We start from the raw sequence: 14,023 nt of genomic DNA on the forward strand, positions 1-14,023 counted from the left end.
GGTCACCGCCGGAGGTTACTGCGAGGAGAGCCGCGACTGGAACCGATCGAGTCCCACGTCGAGCATGTCGGGACTGACGGGCTGGAACTCGTTGTCGTCGGGGAGATACGGGCGGACCGAGTCCCAGCTGTCCCGAGCGTACCGTTCGTCGAGCAGAACGCGAACGCCGACGTCTTCGGGGCTGCGGATGACCCGTCCGATGGCCTGTCGAGCCTTCCGGACCGCGGGGATCGTGAGCGCGTAAGTAAAACCGTCGCCGAACTCGTCGTCGTAAGCGCGTCGGACCGCCTTCGTTCGGGGGCTCGAGGTGTTGACGATCGGGACGCCACAGACGACCGCGGCGGCGAGTCGGTCGCCGCTGTAGTCGACGCCCTCCGTCAGCGTGCCCCGCAGGCTCGTGACCAGTACCTTCCCCTCGCCCGCGAAAAACTCGTCTTTGAGCGACTCGGTGGTCTCGTCGTCGCTGGCGACGTCGAGCAGGACCGGCTTGTCGATCCGATCCTCGAGCCGGCCGGCGATCCACTCGGCCTCGGCGTAACTGGGCATGCCGACGAGGACGTTGCCGGGGAGTCGAGCGACCGTCGCGACGGCGTTCGCGTAGGATCGGCGAGTCGGGTTCTCCTCGCCCGGCCGGCCGCGGTTATCGTAGGTGTACTTCGGCGCGGCGACCGCGAAGCTCTCGCGGTTCTCGGCGGGGAAGTGCAGGCCGTACCGCCGTTCGACGACCGGGCGGTCCTCCTCGCGGGCGAGGTACTGCAGCCCCGTGACCTCGGTGAAGGCCTCGATCGGCTCGAGGGTCGCGCTCATCAGGACGCCGCCGCCGAAGGTCCCGAGTCGGTCCCCGATGGCGTCGCTGGGCACGCAGTTGTGCAAGGAGAGCCGGGCGTTGTAGGCCCGCCGCCACGAGTCGGGCGGCTCGGTGTCGTCCCAGGTGCGCTCGAGTTCGATCTCCCGGAAGTAATCGGTGTGGCCCCGGCGGTACCACTCGCCGAGGACCCGGCCGACGGCGGGCGCAGCGCGGGTCCGGTCCTCGTCTTCGGCCTCGTTCAAGACCCGCTGGACGACCGCACCGACGGCCTCGGCGCGGACCCAGTCGGCATCGCCGTAGCCCGCCTCGCGGGCCCACTCGGTCAGTTCGTCCTCGGCGGGCGCTGCGGGGTCCCGGAGGGGGAGTTCCGCGTCCTCGAGGTCGTTCAGGTTCGACTGCCAGCCCCGACAGTTGCGGTCGAGATACGCAGTCACCCGGCGATCGAGTTCGGCCCGGAGGTCCTGCACGAACTCGAGGGTGCGGTTGAGTTCCTCGAACGAGACGTCGCTGTCCTCGAGTTCCCCTCGGACGAGGTCGGCGTCGGCGGTCTTGGAGCCGCCCTCTGCCTGCCGGCCCTCGCGTTCGAACGTGATCGGCTGGATGACCCGCGAGAGTTCGGTCTCGGCGTCTCGAAGCGTGCGGTCGGCGACGCCCTCGCTGACCAGGTCGCGGACCCGGGGCTCTAACATGTGGGCCTCGTCGCAGACGACGAACGTCGAGTCGTCGAGCAGGGCGCCGGTAAAGGAGCCGACGGTACGGGGATCGAAGGCGTGGTAGTAGTTGCCGACGACGACCTCGGCCTCGCCGAGGGCGGCCCCCATCACGGAGTGGGGGCAGGTGCCGTGTGTCACCGAGCGGGCCACGAGGTCCCCGGGCGTGACCATCCCGGCGTCGGTGAAGTCGTAGGGAACCGCTTCGGCGGGCGAGCCGTCCTCGTCGTCGGGTAGATCCTCCAGATACTGCGCGTAGAACGGGCAATACTCCGTCTCGGCGCCGACCGGGCCACCCTCACCGTACTCCGGCAGGTCGGGCGGGTACGGCGTCGGCTCACCGGCGGTCTCGAGGAAGGTGTTCTTCGACCGACTCCCGCTGTCGGCCAACCCGATCTGCTGGCTGCGGGCGCGGGTCGCCAGGTTCCCCGCGGTCGTGTCGCCGCCCTCGCCGGTGAGATCGCGGGTGCGATCGCGCAGGGTCTCACAGCGGTCGTAGACGTTTCCGTCGTCGAACCCCGCCGTCTTCTCGCGGTTGTACGGGCAGACGTCGGCCTTCCCGACGAGGGTCAGTCCCGAGACGGGGTTCCAGTCGGCCGGCAGGTTCTCGTTGATCGTCTCGAGGTCCGCTTCGAACTGGCGCAGTTGCTGTTTGACGCTCGTGAGGACGAACACGCGCTCGTAGTCGGTGTCGGGATCGCGAACCAGATCGATCCCGGCAGTGAGCGCGATCATCGTCTTCCCGGTCCCACAGGCCCCTTCGACGACGGTGTAGCCGCCCTGCCGGCCGGTGTCGATGGCGGTCTCGATACCGTCGACCTGCGGCTCGTAGGGCTCGTCGTGGCCGAACACCGTCCGCCAGTCGGTCATTCTGCCAGTACTCATAGTCGGTCGTCCATAGCGTTGACGGACTGGAGTGGCCGCCCGACCAGTAATAAACGTCGGGTCGTTCGGGGCGACGCCGAGTCGAGCGGGACCGAGCGGACGATCGATCCGCGTTCGGCCCGGATCCACGGTCGGCCCGCCCGATTGCTGCCAGCGTGAGCCTTTACTTGGCTCGGCTCCTAGAAATCGTGTGAAGGTTCCCCACTCCCTCGAGAACGTCGACCGAGACGCCGTCGTTCGGACGTTCGAATACGATGACGGTAGCGCCATCGCGGTCGATTTCGGCACGTCGGCCGCGGATATCTCGGTCGACGTCGTCGGGTCGACCGCGATCATCGTCGCGGGCGACGAGCAGTTCGAGTTCGAACTCCCGCCGGAAGCGACCGACGTCTCGGCCCGGAACGGGGTACTCACGATCGAAGAGTAACGAGTCGGACCGGCAAACGGCCGCAGTGAGGACCCGATTCACGCTGTTTTCGAAGTGCCGGTAGAACGTGACCCGCAGCGACCGAGACCGAGTCAAAGCACAACGCCTTCCCCGCTCGGTCGACTACGTCGGCTATGAGCGATTCCATCGACGTCGACCGCTGGCGCACGGAACTCGAGTCCAAACGCGCCGAGAAAGACGACTTTTTCGCCGACCATCCGCAGTCGCCGATCCCGCCCGAAGAGCGCGATGATTTCGCGGGACTGGACTACTTCGAGCCGGATCCGGACTACCGCGTGACCGCGACCGCGACGGTCCACGACGACCCCGAGGTCGTGCTGATGGACACCACGGCGGGCCGGGAGATGCGCTACCTGCGGGTCGCGACCCTCGAGTTCGAACTGGATCGCGAGGACGAGGACCTGGAGGACGGGACGTTCGAACTCGCGGCCTACCAGCAAGAGAGCCCCGACGCACAGCCGCTGTTCGTCCCGTTCCGGGACAAGACGACGGGCCAGCAGAGCTACGACGGCGGCCGCTACATGGAACTCGAGCCCGACCGGGACCTCGCGGACGGCGACGAGATCGTCGTCGACTTCAACCTCGCGTACTCGCCGTTCTGTGCCTACAGCGACACCTTCGACTGTCCGCTCCCGCCCGAGGAGAACTGGCTCGAGGTCGCGATCCCGGCCGGCGAACGCCACGAGTAGCGGCGGTGGAGTCGCCGCTCGCGACCGACGCCGACGGTGGGTCGGCGGTCGACGGGTCGATTCGATCGACGACGGCCGCCGGCGCGGGGCGGTCGTCACGTCACGATCCGGGACTGTCACCGATCGGACGGGAGCGTTTCGACTCGAGTCAGCGGCCGTGTGACGGTCTCTCGAAGGTGGGTGCGGATCTCGAGTGGAAACCGGGGGGTTTCGGCCCGCGAATCCGGATCGATCGCTGGCGGCCACGAGGGTTTCGTGGCACGTTCGGCCGCACTCGAGGAGTCAGGGTGCAACGCCGACGGTCAGGAGAGTACCGAACTCGCGGTAGCGTTCGGCCATCGCCTCGCGGGTGTCCCAGTCCTCGGTCGGGAACTCGGCCGCGGCCGGAATCTCGATCTGCCGGTCGGGGATGTTGTCCTGTTCGACGACGTGCAAGCCCGCCTCCCGGAAGGCCTCGCGGTACTGGTCGCGGTCCCAGCGGGTCATCTCGATGGCGATGGACTCCTGCCACTCGCGGGAGTGGACGTTCTCCTCGTAGTAGTTGACCGCACAGTAGAAGGTACCACCGGGCCGGAGGATGCGGGCGATTTCCTCGAGGGTGTGGTGGGGGTCGGCGGCGTAATAGAACGCCTCCATGCTCCAGACGTGGTCGATCGAATCGTCGGCAAACGGCAGTTCGTCGAAGTCCCCGACGAGGTAGCCGACGGCCGGATCGTCCGTGTACCCCGCGGCGTTGCGTGCCATCTCGGGGGAACCGTCGAGGCCGTAGACCCGTCCCGCGTCCTTCGTATCCCGTAAGGCGCGGCCGGCGTAGCCGCTCCCGCAACCGAGGTCGAGGACGGTGTCGCCGGGCTCGATCGGCATCCGTGCGAGCGCGTGTTTCGCGGTGTGCCAGTGTCGCTCCTCCATGCCTCTGTCCCGTCCGCTGGCTGCCCAGTCGTCGAACTCCTCGCGAACGCTCATGTCCACAGCGTGGCGCCGCGGGACTAAACGCGTTCGCATCGGGACGGAACCCCCAGACGGTACCGAACGATGCCGATCACCGGCGTCACCGATCTATCTCGCGATTCCGAGAACCACCGACAGATTCTTTAGGTTAGCCTAAAAAGTAGCGGGTGAAGGGTCGTCGGTTCGAAATCCGTGGGCATCCGGATTTCGCTTCGACGTTCGGTGAGTCGCACTGTCCCACCCCTCGCCAGTTTTTCAGACCCTTCCACCGCTTTCGGCTCTCCGACGGGAGAGACATCCGCACGCTTAAGGGAGTCCCCGGAGTTGTTGCGGCCAGTATGGAGTATACGCTCGAGATAGACGGGACGCCGGCGACGATACCGGGCGGCACCGGGGTACTCCTGTTGCATCCGAGTACCGGTGAGACCGACCGTATCGACACGGATTTCTTCAAGACCGATACCGACAACTTCCTCGTCGTCTCCACCCGAACCACCGCCCGCGAAGTTAGACAGAAACTCGAGTACTACGACGTCGACGAGGAACGAGCCGAGATTTTGGATACGCTGAGCATCGAACGTGGCTACTCCCGGCGCTCATCCGATACCGTCCACTACGTCGCCGCCCCCGACGACGTCGACGGCATCGTCGATCACATCGACGGCTTCCTCGACGAACACGACGGCAAACGACGCATCAGTATCGACTCCGTCACCGAACTCGCTTACTACGCCGGCGACGAACGGGCCCTCGAGGCCGTCGATCGAGTCCTCGAGTTACTCGCCGAGTACGACGCGGTCGGACTGTTCCACCTCGCCAAGGACCCCCACGACGAGGAGTTGGTCGAACGATTCCGGAACCGATTCGACGGCGTGATCGACCTCGACGAGGACGGCAGCATCGAGGCCGAGTTCTGAGCGGCGACTGACGGCGACCCGGTAGGCGACGATCGATCATCGAGGCCGGACGGGCTACTCCTCGAGCGACGCGAACGTTTTCTCGGCCCACTGGATAGCGTACTCGGGGCCGTAGTCGAGGTAGGCCTGGGTGTCGAGCGCGGCGAAGGGGGCCGGCAGCTCGATCGCGTGCTTGATCGCTGCACACGCCAGTTCCGTCGCGTCGGCGAAGTCGGTGTCACCGCGTGCGACCGCCCGCGGCAGGTCCGAAACGCGGTCCTCGAGGCGCCTCCCCGCGTCCTGCCAGGCGTCGGCGAGGTCGGGATCGGTGTCGTGCCACTCGGCGAACACCTCGCGCGTCTGGAGTCCGACCCAACCGTCGTACAGCGCCGCGGCGACCTGATAGGTACCGTTCGGATCCAGTTCGACCGCCCGATCGAGGTCGGGATAGGAGTCCTGGAAGAAGTCGAGGAAGTGTTCCGGAACGCCGAGATCGAGTTGGACCAGTGCCTCGGCGACCAGGAAATCGAGGAAAGCGTCGGGCGAGCCCTCGACGCGCGGTTTGACCAGCACGAGCGGCGGCTCGGTCTGGCGGGTCCAGGCGACGCTACCGTCTCCTGGCATCCCGATCGTCAACTCCGAACTCGCGTAGCGAGCGAGCAGCGTCGGCGCGTCCTCGGGCAGCCACGCCGCCGGGTAGCTCGCGGGCTCGAGCGAGTCGACGAGCAGCCCGAGGTCCTCCGCGAGTGCCGGGTCCAGCGTCTCGAAGTCGCGTTCGCAGTCGTGGACCCGGACGTCGGGTGCGTGGCTCTCGCGGACGGCGTCGACCGCCGCCGAGAGCGCACGGGCCTCGAACATCAGGCGAGTGCGGTCTGGAAGACGAGCAGGATCGACAGCAGCGCCGATACTCCGACCGTCGCGAGAACGACCTTGGTTGCGGTACTCATGTTCGAGGGGTCGTAGCCGCGTCGTTTAAATCCATCTTTCTCCGTCCGGAGCATCCCTCGAGTGGCCACAGTGGACTCGACGGTCGTGTGAAGGCAGTTCGGCGCTCGGTCTTCGAGTCGCCGGCAGTACAACCTGTTGGAGAGCCGGATCGTGACCATCGTTTCCAATGGAGAGGGAATGACTGTGTGAACGTGAATCGAAGGTGGCTGCGGGAGAATTGCAATCGAAACGGAGGGGTGTGCCGGAGACCTGCGTCACTCGTCGTCGGCGTCGCGCCACGAGTCCGGGACGTCGATCACGTACCGGCCGTCCTCCTGAAGCGAGATGATGTACTCCTCGCGGTTGTACAGTTCCATCAGGTTGAGTTCGTACTGACCCGGACGGACGATCTTGATGCTCTCGAACTGTTCGTTGAGTTCCGCCCGGAGTTCCTCGATCGACGGGCGCTGGCCGCTCGGTTCCTGAACGACCCGTCCGTGTTCCGGCGGTTCGTCGATGGTGTCAGTCACGGGTTGGGTCCCGCCCGTGGAGTCGGTTGCGGAGAGGGATTCATCCGTGGAGTCGGTTGCGGAGAGGGATTCATCCGTGGAGTCGGTACCGGGGTGGAGCTTGTCGCCGCCCTCGGCCTCGAGTCGGGGTTCGTCACCCTCGTGTGCTGGCAGTTCGTCCGGGGGAACGACCTCGCTTCGAGCGTCGGCCTGCGCCGTGTTCTCGTCGTCTGCATACGTCGTCGTCGGGCCCTCGGTCGGCCGATTCGAGCCGTTTGCCGACCGATCGGACCGCTCGGTGTCGTCGACCGCCCGATCGGCCGGCGGGTCGGAGCGGTCCGCGGGCCGACGTGCCGTCTCCGGCCACTCGTCGAACTCCCCCTCAGGCCCAGTATCGGTGCCGGTTGCCGGCTCCGAGTCGTCCGTCCCGGCGGTCCCGCTCGAGGGCCAGGAGCCGGCGTCCGCAGTCGAATCGGCATCCGCGGTCGGTCCCGCGTCCGTCGGTTGGCGGTGATCGGTACCGTCCGATTCGGCGTCGTCGGCCGAATCGGAAGACATCAGGTTTCGGACGGTTTCGGCGGCTCGAGTCGCGACGCCGTCCGGGGGCTCGGTTGCGCTCGAGTTCGGCGTCGAACCGGCATCGACTGCGCCCGAGCCGTCGGTTTCGGTCTCCGTCGAGGCCGACGAGTCGGTCGCGGCCGTCGCGGTCGGCGCGAACTGGAACTTGTTCCCGCCACAGTCGGGACAGCCCGACAGCATCTCCTTGGAGCCGTCGGCAAATTGCCGGCCGCAGTTCGTACACTGATGGGGCATTAGTTGCGGGACACGAGCGCGCTGATGAGCGTTTCGTCCTTGTGGAGCGTCTCGATCTGGTTGGCCGGGCCGATCACCGTCAGTTTCGCTTCCGCCTGATCGCCACCCATGATCCGACCGAGCAGCGACGAGTCGCGGGTATCGGACTTGGGATAAGTCTCGATCTCGATCCCGTTGAACTCGTCGGGGCTGATCTCGGCCATCGTCACCTCGATGAGCCGGCTCTCCTCGTCGGGCGTCAGTCCCTCCTCGAGGATGACGATGTTGCCGTCGTGGACGCCGTCCAAGATCATCCTGATTTTCTCCATCGTCGCCATGCCGGCCATGCGTTCGCCGCTGATCAGGTCGATCTGGACGCCGTCGGGAGCGTCGGAGTCGTCCGCGTTAGTTGCTTTTGGCATCGGTTATCACCCGAAGTACTCCGCGATGTTGTCGTAGACTTCGTCCATATTGTCCCCCTCTTTGGCCGACAGGGGGACGGTCTTGTGTTGGGGGAACGCGTCTTCGATCCGCTTGACGCTCGAGTCGTCGAGATCGATCTTGTTCGCGAAGATGAGAACGGGGAGATCCCGCGATTCGATGATGCCGATCAGCATCGTGTTGACCTGCGTGATCGGGTCTTCGGCGCTGTCTAAGACGTAGATGACGCCGTCGACGTCCTCGCGGAGCCAGTGCATCGCCTCGGCGACGCCTTCGGTCGCTTCCCGGGAGCGGCGGATGGCGTCTTCCTCGCCCATCTCGTCGGTGAACTCCTCGTAGTCGACCTTCGTCGTCACGCCGGGCGTGTCGACGATATCGATCGTCACCGTCTTGCCGTCGCGTTCGATTTCGACGTTTTCTTTCCGGCGTGCGCGCCGTGTCTCGTGGGGGACGTGGCTCTCCGCGCCGACCGCGTCACCGGTCCAGTCACGCGCGATGCGGTTCGCAAGCGTCGTCTTTCCAGCGTTTGGCGGACCGTAGATACCGATTCGTTTGGGCTCCTGTTCCGAAAACAGGCGATCCGTTGCCCGAGAGATACTATCTTTGAGTTCTGTGAACAGTCCCATCTGTGGGGCCTCCAGCACCGCGGGGTGCAGTTGCGCGTACTACAAACTGAACTCACTTAAGCCTACGTCAGACATATAGACAATTCGACAGAGATGAATTGTCATTCTGACTGACAGTAATTAGAGTAGAAGCGAGAGGAAGCGATCGATGGCCGAACGGACGCGACGGTAGGGGGTCGAGAGCGCGTTCTCTTACGCCCATCGTTTTCCTGATAGAGACGAGCGTCGAAGTGCTGTCGTCGTCTAAAATGAGGGGGCGACCTTGTTATATTAGGTCATGATCTTGATTGAGCGTGATAACCATGGTCGTAGATTGAGTGAGATTACGTGACATACGTATGCCAGTAGTAGACGAAAGCCTCGATCGGAGCCCCCCACCCCTTCGTTTCGAGTGGAGATGGACGAACGGGGGAGCGCATCGAGACGGTGATCCGGAGCGATTCACCCCTGATTTCCACTCGAGTCGCCGTTCGGAGGGGTCTCAAGGGCGAACTCGGCAAAGAGACCGGTTCTAGTAACTCGAATAGAGATCTAGTAATTAGAGGACGGACAAGCTACTAATCTAGCAGGTACTAGCAATACTAAATAACTCCCTAGTAAAGTATTGTCGTCTGCTAGTTCTGCGGATACTGTTTCTGATCTGTATAAATAAAACTTCCCTCTTAAAATGACCCCTCCCCCCCCCCACCCCCTCTTCGCTCCGTTCCACCCGAAACGAAGGGGTGGGGGGGGGAGTCCGGCACGTCTGATGTTCCCGTGACTCACTTGATTCCTGTTCCACTTTCCCATCCGTTTCGACTCTACCTCTCCCCGCCTCGCCCCTCTCTTCCCACCCCACCCCACCTCACCCCACCCCACCCCACCCCACCACATCCTACTTTCGTTCCACTCCCGACTCGGTTGCAGTCTCTGGTCACAACAGCCTCTGGTCGCTATCTCGACATTGTCTCGATCGTCCCGATGTCGACGTCCAGTGTGTCCGCCCGTTTTCCTCTACTTACTCGATCGGCTTCCAGTTGAAGCCAGCCCCCTGCCGATCGACTCGGAATCCCGTTCTCGACGCTTCCCACCGACGCCCTATACCGCGTTCGAACTTCCCTTTCGAACGGTAATAATAATGTGATTCCCCGTGCGCGAGTCGCTGCTGCTCGGTCCCGTTCGGCCGACGAGCGGCGAACGCGATGTCGTTGTACGACCGAGTCACGGCCGCCGATCGGCGACTGTTTCTCGGTCCGGACGGGGAAGGGACACATTTATTAGCGTGGTTTTCCTCTGTTTCGTTTGCATCAACTGGACCCGAATCGTGTAACTGGGTTCGCGAATCCATTGAAGGAAGCCATCGTACGAGGCTATTCCCGGTTACAGACTCGGTACTCCACCCGAAATAAGGGGGTTCGTGTACGACCGATGTCAGACGACGACTCAGAGATCGCGGGTTCGGACGAGGTCGAGGTCGACGGAGCGAACGGGTTCTCGAGGGATTTCGAGAACGCGGATCTCGGCGACGAGGAGTCGAATCAGGGCCTATTCGACGACCTGTTGAGCGGCGAACCGATCTTCGAGAACAAGGAGGTCCTGCGACCGTCCTATACCCCACACGAACTCCCCCACCGGAGCGATCAGATCAACAAGATGGCGACGATTCTGGTCGCCGCGCTCCGCGGGGAGACCCCCTCGAACATCCTCATCTACGGGAAGACCGGGACCGGCAAAACCGCGAGCGCGAAGTTCGTCAGCAAGGAACTCGAGAGTACGTCCCAGAAATATTCGGTCCCCTGTGACGTCGAGTACATCAACTGCGAGGTTACCGATACCCAGTATCGGGTCCTCGCACAGCTCGCGAACAAGTTTATCGAGAAGAACGAGACCCGGATCGACGAGCGAATCGACGACCTCCGATCCCTGCTGGACGATCTCGAGGCGTACGACCGCGCCGCCGACGGCTCGAGCGACGAGCCGGCAGATGAGACGGCGTCGGACCCGTTCGATTTCGTCTCCGAGGACGAGATCGACGGCGACACCGAAACTTCGACTGGAACTGATATCGGACCGCAGTCCGGCGGTTCTCCACTCGAAACAGGGGGGTCAGCCGACCGGAGCGATTCGCCGTCCGAAACCGAACCCGCGGCCCTCGAGAACGCTGCCGACGGGTCCGAGGCGTCCGGGGACGGTGCCGCTGATCCGACACCCGATCACCCGCTCGCATCGACGCCGTTCGGCGGGCGAGACGAGATCGAAGACCGGATCGCGGAGCTACGAGACGACAAGGACTCCTTCGAGGAGGTGCCGATGACCGGCTGGCCGACCGACCGGGTCTACAGCGTCTTTTTCGACGCCGTCGACTACGACGAGCGGGTCGTCGTCATCATGTTGGACGAGATCGACAAACTCGTCGAGAAAAGCGGCGACGACACGCTCTACAATCTCTCGCGGATGAACTCCGAACTCGAGAACTCCCGTGTTTCGATCATCGGTATCTCGAACGACCTGAAGTTCACCGACTTCCTCGATCCCCGCGTGAAGTCCTCGTTGGGGGAAGAGGAGATCGTCTTCCCGCCCTACGACGCCAACCAGCTTCGAGACATTCTCGAACATCGCTCCGAGGTCGCGTTCAAGGGGGGCGCGCTCTCGGGTGACGTGATCCCGCTGTGTGCGGCCTTCGCCGCGCAGGAACACGGGGACGCACGGCGCGCGCTGGATCTGCTGCGGACCGCCGGCGAACTCGCCGAGCGTTCCCAGTCGGAGACGATCGTCGAGGAACACGTCCGACAGGCCCAGGACAAGATCGAACTCGATCGCGTGGTCGAGGTCGTCCGCACTCTGCCGACGCAGTCGAAACTCGTCCTCTTCGCGATCATCCTGCTCGAGAAAAACGGCGTCCACAGCATCAACACGGGCGAGGTGTTCAACATCTACAAGCGCCTCTGCGAGGAGATCGACGCCGACGTGCTGACCCAGCGTCGGGTGACCGACCTCATCAGCGAACTCGACATGCTCGGAATCGTCAACGCCGTCGTCGTCTCCAAGGGCCGGTACGGCCGGACCAAAGAGATCAGCCTCTCGGTCCCGCTCGAGGAGACGGAGGCCGTCCTCCTCTCCGATTCGCGGCTTTCCGATATCGACGACGTTCAGCCGTTCGTACAGGCCCGGTTCGAGAACTGAGCTTCGCAGTTTCGATCCTTTGTTATCGTCGATTCGTTTCGCCGCTGAGCCTCTCCGACGGGAATTCGACGCGACGAGATGCGGGTGTGACGACGCGACGAGAACCCGAGCGACGATGAGTCAGGACCGGTAGCGGCCGGCGGCGAGAACCGCACCGCCGGCGGCGAGCCCGACGATACCGGCTGTGCCGGCGAGGCCCCCACCGACACCTGGCCCCGGCGCGCCGGGACCGGCAGCCGACGCGGTCGTCACGGGAGCGGCTGGGCCCTGTAGCGGCGCGCCCGCGGGCGAGGCGGGAGCGATCATCCCACCCAGGAGGCTGTCGACGGTCAGTCGAACGTGGCCGAGCCACGGGATCCGGTACATGGCCTTGCCGGTCACCCACTCGGGTTTGACGACGGTCGTTCTGGCGCCCGATCCCGGCAATTGATCGTAGCTTGGGTTGTTGTCGCCTTTCGTAATGAATCCGGCGTGGGGGGCGGGACAGGTAACGACTTCCTCACAGCTCGCGTCGCCGACGAACTCCTCGCTGGCCTGGGTTTCGACCCATCGCTCGTCCTTCTCGACCCAGAAGTGGGCGCGATGGATTATCGGCGTCGCTCTCGTCTCGCCGTTCGGTCGGAAGACGATCACGTCGCCGGGGTTCCCGAACTCCGAGTAGCCGCTCTCCTCACCGCGTTGCATCGTGACGATGCCGGTGTCGCCGACGGCCCCGTCACCGGTGAACCGTCCGTCATCGACGATGAAGATCAGGTCGCCCCTGTGCATGTTCGGCTCCATGCTCGGGCTCTCGACGGCGACCAGCGGCGGCCAGAGTCCGCTGACCGCGAACAGCAGGAGGCCGACGACGGCGACGAGCGCGACGCTGCTCGCGACGTCCCGAACCAACACGACGTTCTCGTCGTCGGTCTCGAGGAACCAGCGGACGACGCCGTCGTCCTCGATACTGGCGCCGTCGTCGGTATCGGCACGTCCGCGGTCGCCCCGCCGCTGCGGGCCAGCGGCGTCGCCGTCCGGCGGGTCACGGTCGTGGTTTGTCGCCAACCGCTCGCGATCGCCGTCGCCGGAATCGCCGGGGTGATCCCCGGAATCAGAACCGCTCATCGTGCCCCGTTTTGCCGGGACCGCCAATCAACTTTCTGTTCGTCCCGACCGCCACGGGCCGCGACGGATCGCGGTCGCCCGCGTGGTCCTATGGATCGCGGCCGGCGGCGGCCGTGACGAACAGCGCGAGCGCGACCAGTCCCGCGGCGACCGCGACCGCAGCCGGGCCAACGCCCAGCAGCGAGCGGACCGAATCGACCGCCAGCCTGATCTCGCCGAGCCACGGGAGCCGAACGATCGCTTTGCTCCGGACCCACTCGGGTTTGACGACGGTCGTGTCGGCGCCCGACCGCGGTAGCTGGTCGTACGCGGGGTTGGCGTCGCCTTTCGTGACGAACCCGTCGTGGGGGGCCGGACACGACGGAATCTCGGTGCAGGTCGCGCCGTTGACGAACGCCGGGTCGGCCTTCGTCTCGACCCAGCGTTCGCCCTTCTCGACCCGAAACGCGACCCGGTGGATCGTCGGTGTCTGGCGCGGGTCGCCGTTCGGTCTGAAAACGACGACGTCGCCCGCGTCGCCGAGCGTCTCGTGGCCAGTCTCCAGTCCGCGCTCGCGCGTGACGATACCGGTTCCGCCGACGGCACCGTCGCCGGCGAATCTCCCCTCGTCGACGACGATCACGAGATCTCCCCGTTCGAGGTGGGGCTCCATGCTGCCGCTCTCGACGGCGACCAGCGGCGGCCAGGTGCCGGCGACGGCGAACAACAGGAGGCCGACGACGGCGACGATCGCGAGGCTCGTCGCGACGTCCCGGCCCACGGCCGCCGCTCGGTCGTCGGCCTCGAGGAACCAGCGGACGATCCCGTCGTCGATCGTGACTCCTTCGCCCGGTCGGGGTCGAGACGCGAGCCGGTCGTCGGTCCCGTCCCGGTCGGCCGCGGAATCGGGTCCGTCGGCGGTCGGCGGATCGTCGGGTGGCCCCGCTCGGTCGCGGTCGCTCTCGCCGGCGTCGGGCCCGTCCATTGACGAGCAGTTGCGTCGAGCCGCGCATGAACCTTCCGGCGGCGGCCGGTCGGTCGACCCTTCGTCCGAAGCCGGGTGCCGGCGGACCCCGGATTCGCTATCCTTTTTGTTCCG

At 65.1% G+C, this 14,023-nt stretch carries 13 protein-coding genes; 4 read left to right on the top strand and 9 right to left on the bottom strand.

The annotated features are described in order from the left end of the window. Positions 1 to 15: 15 nt before the first annotated feature. Positions 16 to 2,388 (bottom strand): ATP-dependent DNA helicase, encoded by a 2,373-nt coding sequence (locus A6E15_RS16275; protein ID WP_076147758.1) that lies wholly within the window; start codon positions 2,386 to 2,388, stop codon positions 16 to 18. A 205-nt stretch (positions 2,389 to 2,593) separates the two neighbouring features. Here A6E15_RS16275 and A6E15_RS16280 point away from each other — a divergent pair, with 205 nt between their 5' ends. Both A6E15_RS16280 and A6E15_RS16285 read left to right on the top strand, forming a co-directional pair. Further along, entirely contained in the window at positions 2,594 to 2,830 is a 237-nt protein-coding gene (locus A6E15_RS16280; protein ID WP_076147760.1) for a DUF7127 family protein, read from the top strand. Between the two features lie 134 nt (positions 2,831 to 2,964). Then, positions 2,965 to 3,540: a DUF1684 domain-containing protein gene (locus A6E15_RS16285; RefSeq protein ID WP_076147762.1), complete on the top strand. Its 576-nt coding sequence runs from the start codon at positions 2,965 to 2,967 to the stop codon at positions 3,538 to 3,540. Positions 3,541 to 3,822: 282 nt separating this feature from the next. Here the strand turns inward: A6E15_RS16285 and A6E15_RS16290 are convergent, their stop codons facing one another. Further along, positions 3,823 to 4,503, bottom strand: a complete 681-nt coding sequence (locus A6E15_RS16290) for a class I SAM-dependent methyltransferase (protein WP_076147763.1) — start codon at positions 4,501 to 4,503, stop codon at positions 3,823 to 3,825. A gap of 323 nt (positions 4,504 to 4,826) precedes the next feature. Between A6E15_RS16290 and A6E15_RS16295 the strand changes: the two genes are divergently transcribed. Beyond that, positions 4,827 to 5,405, top strand: a complete 579-nt coding sequence (locus A6E15_RS16295) for a DUF7090 family protein (protein ID WP_076147765.1) — start codon at positions 4,827 to 4,829, stop codon at positions 5,403 to 5,405. A gap of 54 nt (positions 5,406 to 5,459) precedes the next feature. On the opposite strand, the gene A6E15_RS16300 is transcribed toward A6E15_RS16295, so the two are convergent. The 5 genes from A6E15_RS16300 to A6E15_RS16315 form a co-directional block, all read right to left on the bottom strand. After that, positions 5,460 to 6,242, bottom strand: coding sequence for a DUF7089 family protein (locus A6E15_RS16300; RefSeq protein WP_076147766.1), 783 nt, complete (start codon positions 6,240 to 6,242; stop codon positions 5,460 to 5,462). Further along, complete coding sequence (locus tag A6E15_RS22060) at positions 6,242 to 6,331, bottom strand: hypothetical protein (RefSeq protein ID WP_015299283.1); 90 nt, start codon at positions 6,329 to 6,331, stop codon at positions 6,242 to 6,244. Before A6E15_RS22060 ends, A6E15_RS16300 begins: the two co-directional genes overlap by 1 nt. Positions 6,332 to 6,586: 255 nt before the next feature. Continuing rightward, positions 6,587 to 7,633 (bottom strand): OapC/ArvC family zinc-ribbon domain-containing protein, encoded by a 1,047-nt coding sequence (locus tag A6E15_RS16305; protein ID WP_076147768.1) that lies wholly within the window; start codon positions 7,631 to 7,633, stop codon positions 6,587 to 6,589. Continuing rightward, complete coding sequence (locus A6E15_RS16310) at positions 7,633 to 8,034, bottom strand: DUF2073 domain-containing protein (RefSeq protein ID WP_076147770.1); 402 nt, start codon at positions 8,032 to 8,034, stop codon at positions 7,633 to 7,635. The genes A6E15_RS16305 and A6E15_RS16310 overlap by 1 nt, the downstream gene beginning before the upstream one ends. 6 nt (positions 8,035 to 8,040) lie before the next feature. Next, a complete protein-coding gene (locus A6E15_RS16315; protein WP_076147771.1) occupies positions 8,041 to 8,679 on the bottom strand; it encodes an Era-like GTP-binding protein in 639 nt (212 codons plus the stop codon). Positions 8,680 to 10,086: 1,407 nt separating this feature from the next. Between A6E15_RS16315 and A6E15_RS16320 the strand changes: the two genes are divergently transcribed. Further along, positions 10,087 to 11,841: a Cdc6/Cdc18 family protein gene (locus A6E15_RS16320; RefSeq protein WP_076147773.1), complete on the top strand. Its 1,755-nt coding sequence runs from the start codon at positions 10,087 to 10,089 to the stop codon at positions 11,839 to 11,841. 120 nt (positions 11,842 to 11,961) lie between these two features. Here the strand turns inward: A6E15_RS16320 and A6E15_RS16325 are convergent, their stop codons facing one another. Beyond that, positions 11,962 to 12,945 (bottom strand): S24/S26 family peptidase, encoded by a 984-nt coding sequence (locus tag A6E15_RS16325; protein ID WP_076147775.1) that lies wholly within the window; start codon positions 12,943 to 12,945, stop codon positions 11,962 to 11,964. 88 nt (positions 12,946 to 13,033) lie between these two features. After that, positions 13,034 to 13,909 (bottom strand): S26 family signal peptidase, encoded by an 876-nt coding sequence (locus A6E15_RS16330; protein WP_076147777.1) that lies wholly within the window; start codon positions 13,907 to 13,909, stop codon positions 13,034 to 13,036. Positions 13,910 to 14,023 lie beyond the last annotated feature (114 nt).

Origin of the sequence: Natrinema saccharevitans, assembly GCF_001953745.1 — an archaeon.
Lineage (GTDB): Archaea > Halobacteriota > Halobacteria > Halobacteriales > Natrialbaceae > Natrinema > Natrinema saccharevitans.